Consider the following 11,489-nt stretch of genomic DNA (forward strand, 5'->3'; position numbering starts at 1 on the left):
TCATGACGTTGACCTACGACGTGGTGGTGATCGGCGGCGGGATCGTCGGTCTGGCCACCGCATACGCGCTCACCGAACGCGACCCCGGGCGCACCGTGGCCGTGGTCGAGAAGGAGACCTCCTGGGCGGTCCACCAGACCGGCCGCAACTCGGGGGTGATCCACTCCGGCCTGTACTACCGGCCGGGCAGCCTCAAGGCCCGCTTCGCCGTCGAGGGTGCGCGCCGGATGACCGAATTCTGCGCCCGGCACGACATCCCGCACGATGTCCCCGGGAAGCTCGTGGTCGCCACCAGCGTGCATGAACTCCCGCGGCTGCGCACGCTGTTCGAGCGCGGCCTGGCGAACGGCGTGCCGGTCACCGAGCTGACCACCGAGCAGGTTCGCGAACGCGAGCCGCACGTGTTGTCGGTCGGCGGCCTGCACGTGGCCTCCACCGGCATCGTCGACTACGCCGACGTGTGCCGAACCCTGGTCGCCCTGCTGCACGAGCGCGGCGTCGCGCTGCGCACCGGTGCGGAAGTGGTCGACCTCGCCGTACACCCGGACGAGGTGGTCGTGCAGACCCGGCTCGGCGAGTTGCGCGGGCGGGTCCTGGTCAACTGCGCGGGGCTGTACAGCGATCGGATCGCCGCGCTGGCGGGCGACCCGCCGCCGGTGCGGATCGTGCCGTTCCGCGGCGAGTACCACGAACTGGTGCCCTCGCGCCGCGGGCTGGTGCGCGGGCTGGTCTACCCGGTGCCCGATCCGGCCTTCCCGTTCCTGGGCGTACACCTGACCCGGGGCATCCACGGCGACGTGCACGTGGGGCCGAACGCGGTCCTGGCGCTGCGTCGCGAGGGCTACTCGTGGTCGCGGATCGCGCCGCGCGAGCTGGCCGCGACGCTGACCTACCCGGGCATGTGGCACATCGCGCGCCGGCACTGGCGGTACGGCGCGGGCGAGTTGTTGCGCTCGGTGGCCAAGCCCGCGATGGTGCGCGAGGTGCAGCGGCTGCTGCCCGAGGTCACCGCGAACGACCTGGTCCGAGCGCCCGCCGGAGTGCGCGCGCAGGCCGTCCGCCCCGACGGCGAACTCGTCGACGACTTCCTGATCACCGGCGGCCCGCGCACGGTCCACGTACTGAACGCGCCCTCGCCCGCCGCGACCGCGTCGCTGCCGATCGGCGACGAGATCGCGGCTCGGGTCGCGGAGCGGCTGGGGAGTGCCTTCAACCCCGCGCCGGGCGCCGCGGCGTCCGGTGCCGTGCGTCGGCGGGCCGGAGAACCACTCGCCTAGCGGTTCCATTCGGGCGTGGTTCGCCGGGGCGGCGAGACTCGGTGCGGGCGTCGCGGCGCCCGGCGGGGGTTGACGGCACCCCAGGGGCTCTGGCCGGCCGCCGAGCCGTTGCGCGATCATGGTCGCGGACCGGCCGATCGGGGGACTGTCGTGGCCATCAATCCCGCTGTTCTGCGGGCCCTACTCGTGGGCGCAGCCGTGCTCGTGGTGTGCGGGCTGCTCGGCGGGTTCGCGCCCGCCCGCGCCGACACCCCGGGTGCCCGGCTGGTGATCTCGCCGGGCGGACAGCTGCGCCCCGGCGACGCGGTCACGCTCCGGGCCACCGGGCACACCGGATGTCCCACCGGTCGGGTCGACGTGATCGGGTACGACGCGCGGCTGCGCACGAACGTGCTGGGCACCGACCGGTTGATCGCGGCGGACGTCCCGATCGACCCCGCGCAGGACCACGGCTTCACCGTGCGCTTCACCCTGGACCCGCCCGTCTACGTCGGCGTCCAAGGCTTCCGCACGGTGTGCACGAACCGGGGCCGGGAGGTGTTCCCGGCGCCGATGGCCCAGACCACGTTCGACTATCCGCAGGCCGAGCCCGGCAATCCGGACGGCTTCCCGGCCCCCGGTCCGCCGCCGGCGAACCTGGCGAGCCGGCGGCTGGTGCTCGAACCGGCCCGACCCACACCCGACGCCATCGTCACCGTCTGGACGAACCTGCGCTGCGGGCCCGCCACCGCGACGCACAGCGGCGGACTCTTCTGGGACGGCCGCTTCGTCACCACGTTCTACGCCCCGGCCGAGCCGAACGGGCCGCAGGCGCTGATCGAGTACCAGCCGCTGCGCCTGCACGTCCCGCAGACGCCCACCCGCGGCGCACACCGGATCACCGTGTCCTGCCTGGCCGATTCCGCCGGGTTCGGCGTGGTGGACGCCGGCGTCGTCCTCGATGCCGAACTCACGCTTCCGCCCGTCGCGTTCGGCCTCTCCACCGCGCAGGCCGGCGGCGGCGACCGGATCCGCGCGACCGGATCCGGCTTCACCGGTTGCGCCGCGGCGACCGGCGCCACGCCCGCCGAACTGGCGATCCGCCGCGGCGACCGGGAGCTGGCCCGGGTCCCGGTCGGCCCGGACGGTCGGGTCGACGCCGAGCTGACCGTGCCCGCCGGGTTGCCCGAGGGGCCGGCCGAACTGACCGCGGTGTGCGCCACCGAGCGCCTGGACGGCAGCGTGCGGCTCGCGTTCACCGTGCTGCCCACCCGGCAGCCGGCCCGGGCCGTGCCCGGCGGGGCCGCCGACCGCGCCGAGTCCGCACGCGGCCTGCCCTCCCCCGACGACCTGCTCGACCACCCCGCGCCGCTCGCCGGCGCGGGCGTCGGCGCCCTGCTCGCCCTCCCACTGGTGGGCTTCGCCGCAGAACTGTTCAACAAGACCGTGGAGGAGAACCGCGGTCGCATCCGTCGCCGGCTGCGACCGGGCGCGGCCCGACCGCGTTCGCTGCCGCGGGCGCCGCGGCTCCAGGTACTCGCCTTCGTCCTGCTGTCCGCGCTGGGCACGGTCGCGGTCGAACCGAACGTGGCCCTGGACACGAGCACGTCCGCGCTCGCCCTGTCCCTGCTGATCGCGGTCCCGATCACCGTGCTCGCCTACGCGGGCGTGTCCGAGGCGTACCGCCGGCACGTCTCGCGGGTCCGCGCCTTCCCGCAGCTGATCCCCGGTGCCCTGGTGGTCGCCCTGCTGCTGGGTACCGGCTCCCGGCTCGCGCACCTGGTGCCGGGTTACGTCTACGGCCTGTTCCTCGCCTTCACGCATGCCGGCCTGCGCCGGATCCCCGCGCGCGAGGACGGGCGGGCCACCGCGCTGGGCGCGTGGGCGCTGGCCGGGGTGGGCCTGGGCGCCTGGGTGGGGCGCATCCCGGTCGAACACGTGCTCGCCGGCGAGGACACGCCGGCCTTCGGCTGGGTGCTGGCCGAGAACGTGCTCACCCAGACCTATGTCGCCGCGGTGATCGGCCTGGTCTTCGGCCTGTTGCCGGTGCGCTTTCTGGACGGTCACCTGCTGTGGCGGTGGAGCCGATCGGGCTGGGCGGCGGTGTACGCGGTCGCGGTGTTCCTGTTCCTGCTCACGCTGCTCGACCCGACCGGGGTGAGCACCGGTGCCACCCGGGGGATGTGGTTGCGCGCGGCGTGGCTCTTCGGTGCCTTCCTGGTCGCGTCGGTGCTGTTCTGGGCGGTGTTCCGGCTGCGCCCGGCAACGCCGCCGGACCCGCCGTGGGCACCGCACGTACCCGTCGCAGCGACGCTGCCCGGCCCGTCGGGCCCGCCGCCGCCGATGCCCGGGGTTCCCCCGACGATCGGCCGTCCCCCGGATTCGCCGTAAAATCCTTGTCTTATGTCCCCTCTTCCCGGCGCCTCGACCGCCTCCGGCGTCCCGATCACCGATCGCCCGATCCGTCATCTCGCGACCGTGCGCAGCTTCACCCCGCGGCGCGGCCGGGTCACGCTCGCCCAGCGCGACGCGCTGGATCGGCTGTGGGAGCGATGGGGGTTCGACGTCGCGGACCGCCGACTCGACCTGGGCGAGTTGTTCGGCGACGACCGCCCGGTGGTGCTGGAGATCGGCTTCGGCATGGGCGAGGCGACGGCGGCGATGGCCGAGGCCGACCCGGGCACCAACGTGCTCGCCATCGACGTGCACACCCCGGGTCAGGGCAGCCTGCTGCACGATGCCGAGCGTCGGGGCCTGACGAACATACGGGTGGCCAACGGCGACGCGATCGAATTGCTTCGGGACATGTTGCCGCCGGCCTGCCTCGCGGGCATCCGGGTCTTCTTCTCCGACCCGTGGCCCAAGACCCGGCACCACAAGCGCCGGCTGATTCAGCCCGGCTTCGCCGCGCTGGCCGCGTCGCGGCTGGCGCCGGGCGGCATTCTGCACTGCGCGACCGACTGGGCGCACTACGCGGAGTGGATGCTCGAAGTGCTCTCCGCCGAGCCCGAACTGGTCAACACCGTCGACGGCTACGCTCCCCGACCGAGCTGGCGGCCGGTCACCCGCTTCGAACAGCAGGGGCTCGACAAGGGCCACGAGGTCGCGGATCTGCTCTTTCGGCGCCGCTGAGCCGGGCACCGGCCCGAACCCGAGCCCGCCCGCGGCCCGGCGGTGCGTACCGGCCCCGGTCGGACCACCGATACCGACCACGTCACAGCCGACCCGAGAGAGGGGCACCGCGCCACCGCGCGGCGTTATCGTCACCCCATATGGACGCATCGCAAGGACCCGACGCGCCGGCCGGTCCGGTCCCCCCGGACCGGGCCGCGTACGAGTTCGCCCTGTACGAGCCCGGACCGGTCGAGAAGTCGCGGCTGCGCACGCTCGCGGCGAACCAGACCGCGCGAATAACCGTGCTCGTCACCGCGCTGCTCGGCTGTGCGGTCACGGTTGCGGTCATGCTCGGCGACACCATCGGCGCACAGGGGCTGCTCGTCGGCGCGTTGTTGGCGCTGGTGCCCGCTCCGCTGGTGGTGAGCGCGATCGTGTGGCTCGGTCGGGTGCGGCCGTTGCCGTGGAAGAGCCTGCTCTTCGCGTTCGCGTGGGGTTCGTGTGCGGGTGCGCTCGTGGCGCTGCTCGCGAACAGCTGGTCCTTCGACAAGCTGATGGACCTCAAGGGGGAAGAGGACGCCGAGCTGCTGGGGCTGACCATCGTGGCGCCCGTGGTCGAGGAGTGCGTCAAGGGACTCGCGGTCCTGCTCCTGTTCCTGACCATCCGGCAGAGCTTCCGCGGCGTCCTGGACGGACTGATTCCGGCGGCGGTCAGCGCGGCGGGCTTCGCGTTCACCGAGAACATCCTGTACTTCGGCCGCGAGTTCGCCGCGAGCGAGGACAGCGGCGACGGGCTGGGCACCACGTGGGGCACCTTCATCGCCCGCGGCATCATGTCGCCGTTCGCCCATCCCCTGTTCACCTCGATGATCGGCCTCGGCTTCGGCCTCGCGCTGGCGGTCCGCTCCCGACCGGCGCGGATCCTGCTCCCGCTCGGTGGCTACGTGTGCGCGGTCGGGCTGCATGCGGCCTGGAACGGCTCGGCCACCCAGGGGCTTGCCTTCCTCGGGGTGTACTTCCTGGTCATGATGCCGATCCTGGGCGGGCTCGTCTGGTACGTGGTGATCGTGCGCCGGGACCAGTTGCGCGCGGTCGAGGACGAGTTGCCGGGATACGTCGCGGCGGGCTGGTTCCGACCGCACGAGCCGCTGTTGTTGTCCTCGATGGCCGACCGCTCGCGCGCGCTGCGGACCGCGAAGGCCATGCTCGGCCCGGCCGGGGCGGCGCAACTGCGCGCGTATCAGGCGAACGCCACGCTGCTCGCCGAACTGCGCCGGCGTGCGAGCCGCTCGCGCAAGGGTCCGGCCCCGGAGTTCCCGGCGCAGGAGCGCGAGCTGCTGGATCGGGTCTGGGCCGCGAAGCCGCTCCTGAGCCGGGTGATCGACCACACGATGCCGTCCCCGAGGTGGCGCTACATCAAGCCGCCGCCCGGGTGGGCGCCGGGGATGATGCCGTTCGGCCCGCCGGGCACGGCGCCGTATGGGGCCGCGCCGTACGGGGCACCGGCCGGCTGGGGGCCATCGCCGGGCACGGCCGCGTTCGGCCCGCCGCCCGGATGGATGCCGCCGGGTCGGCATCCGCAGGCGCATCCCGCCTGGGGACCTCCGCCGCAGTACGGCGTGCCCGCGCCGTGGGAGCCGCCTCGGCACGCGGCCAACGGGGCGTGGAGCGGGTCGCCCGGCCAACCCGGCGCACCGTGGGGTCCGCCCCCGGCGTCGGCCGCCGGCGTCGTACCCGCGCAGCCCGGACCCCTGGGCCCGCCCGCGTGGTACGCCCGCCCCGGCGACACCCCGCAACCACCACCGCCCGAGGCGACCCCCACGGAACCGCGGGAGTCGTAGCCGTAGCCGGCTCGAGCGGGCCGCGTGCGACCATGGCCGGGTGCATATCTCGACCACCTACGTCCCGACCGAGGCCGATATCGCGGAGGGCGTGCTCGCCTTTCGGCGCGGCCTCTTCCGGGGCCTGTTCGGGGCCGGGGCGGTGCTCTCGGTGCTGGGCGTGGTCCTGGTGACGAAGGCGCTGCTGTCCGGTACGACCGTGTTGTGGCCGCTCGCGTTCGTCGGTTTCGGTGTGGCGATGCTCGCGCTGCGATTCTGGGCACCGATCCAGGCCACTCGGCAGAACAAACACATGCACGGCGTGCCGTGTGAGGTCACCCTGACCGACGAGGAGTTCACGACCACGCTCGGCGGCAGTCGCAGCACGACCCCGTGGGACACCTTCCGCAAGGTGCGCCGGGTGGACGCCCAATGGATCTTCGAGTTCGGCCCCACCCAGGCGATGACCATTCCGGACCGGGTCTTTTCGGACGCCGAAAACCTCGAACTGGAGACGTTTATCCACAGCCGGAGCCGGGCAACGCGCTGATCTTCCACAAGGAAGATCCACATCCTGTGGAAAACCTGTGGGCAAAGGCTTTCGGCGTAACACGGTGCTCGAAATGGTGAGAGTCAATGCCGATTCGACCTGATCGGGCGTGTTTATCCGGTTGCCTGCACGCTATTGGCTTTCATCCGTTCGGCATTCCCCGCATTCACCACAAAAGCGACCCCTCGCGGGGTCGCCTTCGGGTGTCTCGGATCGCCCGCCTCCAGCCCGCCTCCACCACGGACGGTGTGGACGGACGCCCGGTCAGCGCCGGATACGGACCGGCTCGTCACCGGCCGCGGCGGCGAGCCCGGCGGGCTGCGCCTGCGCGCCCGTCCCCGTCTGCGTCCGGGCCCGCTCGTCCGTCTCGATCCGCGGCCGCTCTTCCGTCTCGGCCGCCGTCTTCGCCCGGGCCTCCGCCTCGGCGGCGATCGGTACCCCGCGCAGCAGGACGGTGGCGACGACCGCGGCCAGCGTCAGCAGGACCGCGCCGCCCAGGGTGGCGTATTGCATGCCGTGTGTGAAGGCGCTCCGCGCGGTGTCCAGGAGTTGCTCACCGGCCCCACCCGAGATCCGCCCGGCGGTCGCGCTCGCCGCCGCCAGCGTGTCGTTCGCCGCGTGCATCGCGTCGGCGGGCACTCCCTGCACGGTCGCGTCCCGCATGTCCCGCCCGTACACCGCGTCCGCGATGCTGCCCAGGATCGCGATGCCCAGCGCCCCGCCGAGTTCACTGCCGGTCTCCGAGGTGGCCCCCGCCGCACCGGCACGCTCCGGCGGCGCCGCGGTCAGGATCATCTCGGCGGTGAGCGTGGTCGCGATCAACACCCCGGCGGCCACCAGACCCGCACCGACCAGGACCAGCACGAGCGGCGAGCCCGGTCGAGCCGAACTCATCACCAGGAAGCCGGCCACCGCGAGGAGCAGCCCCGCCCCGATCAGGAATCCGGGCCGCACCCGCTTGGCCACGATGCCGGACACGGTGAGCGCGACCATGATCCCGGGCATCACCGTCAGCGACCACAGCGCCGCTTCCAACGGCCGCATACCGAGCACGAGTTGCATGTACTGCGTGTTGAACAGCGCGGAGCCCAGCATTGCGATGCTCGCGATCACGTTGACCGCGATCGAGGCGCTGTAGGCCCGATTGCGAAACAGTTCGAGGTCGATCAGCGGGTTTGCGATGGTGCGCTGACGCCGGACGAAGAGGAAGCCCACGACCAGGCCGACCACGATGGCGATCAGGTAGCGCGGGGCGACACCCTCGGCCGCGATCTCCTTGATCCCGTAGATCACGGCGAGCACCGCCACCAGCGAGAGCCCGGCGCTGATCAGGTCCAGCCGACCGGCCGCGGCGTCCTTGAACTCCGGGAGCAGGAACGGGCCGACCGCGAGCAGCAGCACCATCGCGGGAACGTTGAGCAGAAACGCCGAGCCCCACCAAAAGTGGTCGAGCAGCAGGCCGCCGGCCACCGGGCCCAGGGTGGCGCCCGCGGTCAGGGCGGCGGTCCACACCCCGATCGCGGTCCGCCGCTGGGCCGGGTCGTGGAACATGTTCCGGATCAGCGCCAGGGTCGAGGGCATCAGCGTGGCGCCGGCCACGCCCAGCAGCGCGCGGGTGGCGATCAGCATCTCGGCGCTGTTCGCGAAGGCCGCGGCCACCGAGGTGGCCCCGAAGGCCGCCGCACCGATCAGCAACAACCGGCGCCGCCCGATCCGGTCGCCGAGCGCGCCCATCGTGATCAGCAGGCCCGCGAGCAGGAAGCCGTAGACGTCCATCATCCACAACTGCTGCGGAGCCGTGGGTTCGAGGTCCTCGCTGATGAACGGAAGCGCGAAGTACAGCACGCCCATGTCCATCGACACGAGCAGGAGCGGGAGCAGCAGGACCGTCAGGGCGATCCATTCCTTGCGGCCGGCCTTGGCTGTGGTGGAGGTCATGACAGGAACTGTACGGGCGTATAAGACAGCTGTCTAGGACGGCTGTATAAAAAGTTCGGCGCGGGGTTCCCGCTCCCGACGCAACGGGTAGTCGGGGTCGGTGCGGGGGCACCGACCCCAGTCCCGAGCGAAGGACGGCCAGATGAGTGACGAGCGCATTCCCGTGAACGAGATCCCCGAGGGCGACCGGCCCCGGATGGACCTGCGCAGTGGCGCAGAGACGCCCGTCGATCCCGAGGATCTGGTGCTTGCGGAGGGCAAGGATCTGACCGAGAAGAACATCGAGGAGGCCCGCCGCCGGCTGGCCGAACAGGGTCCGGCCGCGGTCGAGCGCATCGTCCCCTGACCGCGGACACCCCGCAGGGCGCGGCGCCGATCCCGGTGCCGCGCCCCGTTCGTGTCCCGCCGGAACCGATGCGCCCCGATCAGCGGCCGGTGCGCCGCCGGGCACGCATCTCGACCGGCCGGACTTGGTAGACGCCGAGGTCCCGGTCCTGCTGCTCCTCGGCCACCTGGAGCGCGATCAGGATCTCCAGCGCGCTCCACGCCATGCCGAGCATGCCCAGGCCGACGAAGAGCATGGCCCACACCCAGAACCAGGTGTGCGCCCAGACGCCCAGCAGTGCGACCATCGCCGCGACGATGGTCAGCGCCAGGAGCACGCCGGTACGCGCAGCCGCGTTCCTCGCGCCGTCCGGAAGCCTGTCGCGCGCCATGGCCGACCTTCCTGCCGCCGAGTGGGCAGTCCGCCGCCGAGTCGGCGTCGGTCGCCGAGTCGACTCGAGCCGCCGCCGAGTAACCGGTTGCTCCTCGCCTGCCCCGTCAAACGCCGACGGAACCCGATCCGCCCGGCTCGTCCGAGGATCGATGGAATTCCCGCCAGGTCTCCCAGATGGCGGGCACCGTACCCGAACCGAACGAGCGCTCCGGCCAGTTCGCCGGCGGCAGTCCCGCGGGGTTCGCACCGACGTTCGCGCCGTACCACAGGTCGTGCCGACGGCGGGCGAAGTACCAGACGCCGTCCCGCCGTTCGTACACGTCGCGGTACAGGATCGCCTGGTGCAACCAGCGCGGCCCCTCCTGGATCTCGGCCTTGCAATACACGTGTCCGGTCGCGTGGTCCGCGTCCAACAGATCGATCACGTGCGTGCCGACATTGAGGATGGTCACCCCCAGCGGGGCCAGTTGGGCCGCGAACGCGACCCGCAGGGCGGCGCGTCCGCGCTCCTCCCGGCTCACCCGCACGTCGGGCACGAACAGCCCGCACAGCGCGTCCAGGTCCCGGCTGTCCAGGGCCAGCGCGTAGCGCGCGGCGAGTTGACGGATCTGTTCGTGGGCCGGCAGGCGCTGTACGTCGTCCATAACCGACACCCTGTCAGGCCCCGGGGCGAACGACCTCCTGCGGGTTGTACACGATCTCCAGATAGGACCAGCGGCGCCCGCCCGCGTAGTGCAGCACCACGTTGACGTCCAGGCCGCCGGCGGGTCCCTCGGCGCGCAGCACCGTCGAGACCCGGTTGCCGTCGATGATCCGCAGCCGGACCCGGTAGCGGCTGAACGGCGAACGCCGGACGCCGTCCCGGATGTAGGCGCTCAACGCATGCCGCCCCTCGACGAAGCCGACCACGTGGTCGCGCACGCGCACCTCGTCGGTGAACACCGCGGCGACCGGCGCCCACTCGCCGCCGGCCGAGGCCGAGGCCAGGCGCGCCGCGAGGTCGCCGAAGGCCCGCTCGACCTCGGCCCGCGGGATCGGCAGCGGCAGCGGTTCCGGCGCCCAGCCGACGATGCCGCGCAGTTCCGCGCCGTCGTACCCGGCGACCGGACCACCCGCCGTCCGCCAGCGCGCGATCATCGCGTCCACGGCGTCGCCGTTGCGGAATTCGCCCACGGTCTCGACGCGATCACCCGCGCCGAGGCGCCGCACGATCTCGGTGCCGGGCACCGTGTATCGCACGGTGCCGCCGGTGGGGTCCGGCAGGTTGAGCCAGACGTACCGACAGCTCAGGTCGCCGTCGGTCATCGTCCACTCGGTGAATCGGCGCACGCAGGCGGCCACATCGCCGCCGACCGGTCCGCTCCGTGCAAGTGCCGCCTCGTCCCGGGTGCCACCCATCGTGCCTCCCCGCATTGGTCCCGGCGAAGCCGGCCGCACGGAGAAATCCGGGCGCTGCCTGCCGCCTCCGGTGCGCGTGATCCTGCCCGCGGCCCGTCGGGAAGTCCAGCCCCCACCCGATCGTCGGAACGGAACCATCGCCGGCTGGTATACGTATTACCGGTCGCAACAAGCCGGCCGGGCTCGCTGCGAGCACGACACGAAGAGGAAGCGGAGGGGACGCGAGTGATCCGGTACAGGGTCCGGGTGGACTTCTACCAGGACGTCCCACCGGACCGTCCCCCGACGGGGTACGTGGGCTCGTTGCTCTCGGGCGACTTCGCCGGACCGGCCCTGCCGCGCGGCGGCGACTCGATCTCGGCGATCCCGCTGGGCGGCGCGCACATAGGGCCGTGGACCGGCGGTCCGTACATGATGGTGCACCGGGTCGAGCACCACCCGGTCCCCGTGGACGGCGAGGGCCACATAGTCCAGTGGTGGGAGCAGTATCCCCAGCCCTCGGTACACGTGGTCGTCAACGCCGAGTGGCCGGACACCGAGGAGTCCGAGCACGAGTTGATGAACCTGTACGAGGAGCAGAGCTGGAGTTCGTTCCCGGCCGGACCGGAGAACCCGTTCCTGCCGGTCGCCGCGGCGGCCGACTTCTAGGCTCCCGCTCCGGCCCTTCGCAGGGTCCTTGTCCCGGTCGGGCGTGG

11 protein-coding genes are annotated in these 11,489 nt (G+C 72.5%); 7 read left to right on the forward strand and 4 right to left on the reverse strand.

The features are described from left to right. Positions 1-2 precede the first annotated feature (2 nt). From lhgO to ACZOOI_RS12660, 5 genes are all read left to right on the forward strand, one after another. Complete coding sequence (gene lhgO / locus ACZOOI_RS12640; protein WP_465280742.1) at positions 3-1,277, forward strand: L-2-hydroxyglutarate oxidase; 1,275 nt, start codon at positions 3-5, stop codon at positions 1,275-1,277. Positions 1,278-1,427: 150 nt separating this feature from the next. Further along, the gene (locus ACZOOI_RS12645) at positions 1,428-3,647 is read left to right on the forward strand and encodes an FGLLP motif-containing membrane protein (protein WP_465280743.1); all 2,220 of its coding nucleotides are present in this window, start codon (positions 1,428-1,430) and stop codon (positions 3,645-3,647) included. Positions 3,648-3,659: 12 nt separating this feature from the next. Further along, positions 3,660-4,388, forward strand: coding sequence for a tRNA (guanosine(46)-N7)-methyltransferase TrmB (trmB, locus tag ACZOOI_RS12650; RefSeq protein WP_465280744.1), 729 nt, complete (start codon positions 3,660-3,662; stop codon positions 4,386-4,388). 140 nt (positions 4,389-4,528) lie between these two features. Next, a complete protein-coding gene (locus tag ACZOOI_RS12655; protein ID WP_465280745.1) occupies positions 4,529-6,211 on the forward strand; it encodes a PrsW family intramembrane metalloprotease in 1,683 nt (560 codons plus the stop codon). 40 nt (positions 6,212-6,251) lie between these two features. Beyond that, positions 6,252-6,740 (forward strand): YcxB family protein, encoded by a 489-nt coding sequence (locus tag ACZOOI_RS12660; RefSeq protein ID WP_465280746.1) that lies wholly within the window; start codon positions 6,252-6,254, stop codon positions 6,738-6,740. 264 nt (positions 6,741-7,004) lie between these two features. On the opposite strand, the gene ACZOOI_RS12665 is transcribed toward ACZOOI_RS12660, so the two are convergent. Further along, complete coding sequence (locus tag ACZOOI_RS12665) at positions 7,005-8,678, reverse strand: MFS transporter (RefSeq protein ID WP_465280747.1); 1,674 nt, start codon at positions 8,676-8,678, stop codon at positions 7,005-7,007. Positions 8,679-8,820: 142 nt separating this feature from the next. On the opposite strand from ACZOOI_RS12665, the gene ACZOOI_RS12670 reads away from it, so the two are divergent. Then, the gene (locus tag ACZOOI_RS12670) at positions 8,821-9,024 is read left to right on the forward strand and encodes a hypothetical protein (RefSeq protein WP_391588081.1); all 204 of its coding nucleotides are present in this window, start codon (positions 8,821-8,823) and stop codon (positions 9,022-9,024) included. A gap of 79 nt (positions 9,025-9,103) precedes the next feature. On the opposite strand, the gene ACZOOI_RS12675 is transcribed toward ACZOOI_RS12670, so the two are convergent. From ACZOOI_RS12675 to ACZOOI_RS12685, 3 genes are all read right to left on the reverse strand, one after another. After that, entirely contained in the window at positions 9,104-9,394 is a 291-nt protein-coding gene (locus tag ACZOOI_RS12675) for a hypothetical protein (protein WP_465280748.1), read from the reverse strand. 106 nt (positions 9,395-9,500) lie between these two features. Beyond that, positions 9,501-10,040, reverse strand: coding sequence for a nuclear transport factor 2 family protein (locus ACZOOI_RS12680; protein WP_465280749.1), 540 nt, complete (start codon positions 10,038-10,040; stop codon positions 9,501-9,503). Positions 10,041-10,053: 13 nt separating this feature from the next. Next, positions 10,054-10,794 (reverse strand): nuclear transport factor 2 family protein, encoded by a 741-nt coding sequence (locus ACZOOI_RS12685; protein ID WP_465280750.1) that lies wholly within the window; start codon positions 10,792-10,794, stop codon positions 10,054-10,056. A gap of 225 nt (positions 10,795-11,019) precedes the next feature. On the opposite strand from ACZOOI_RS12685, the gene ACZOOI_RS12690 reads away from it, so the two are divergent. Then, positions 11,020-11,442, forward strand: a complete 423-nt coding sequence (locus ACZOOI_RS12690; protein ID WP_026218597.1) for a hypothetical protein — start codon at positions 11,020-11,022, stop codon at positions 11,440-11,442. Positions 11,443-11,489 lie beyond the last annotated feature (47 nt).

The organism is Embleya sp. L77 (assembly GCF_055557415.1).

Excerpts from the sequence above, each read along its gene's own strand:
- lhgO (WP_465280742.1), top strand. The coding sequence starts at position 3 with ATGACGTTGACCTACGACGTGGTGGTGATCGGCGGCGGGATCGTCGGT.
- trmB (WP_465280744.1), top strand. The coding sequence starts at position 3,660 with ATGTCCCCTCTTCCCGGCGCCTCGACCGCCTCCGGCGTCCCGATCACC.
- ACZOOI_RS12685 (WP_465280750.1), bottom strand. The coding sequence starts at position 10,794 with ATGGGTGGCACCCGGGACGAGGCGGCACTTGCACGGAGCGGACCGGTC.
- ACZOOI_RS12675 (WP_465280748.1), bottom strand. The coding sequence starts at position 9,394 with ATGGCGCGCGACAGGCTTCCGGACGGCGCGAGGAACGCGGCTGCGCGT.
- ACZOOI_RS12665 (WP_465280747.1), bottom strand. The coding sequence starts at position 8,678 with ATGACCTCCACCACAGCCAAGGCCGGCCGCAAGGAATGGATCGCCCTG.
- ACZOOI_RS12680 (WP_465280749.1), bottom strand. The coding sequence starts at position 10,040 with ATGGACGACGTACAGCGCCTGCCGGCCCACGAACAGATCCGTCAACTC.
- ACZOOI_RS12655 (WP_465280745.1), top strand. The coding sequence starts at position 4,529 with ATGGACGCATCGCAAGGACCCGACGCGCCGGCCGGTCCGGTCCCCCCG.
- ACZOOI_RS12670 (WP_391588081.1), top strand. The coding sequence starts at position 8,821 with ATGAGTGACGAGCGCATTCCCGTGAACGAGATCCCCGAGGGCGACCGG.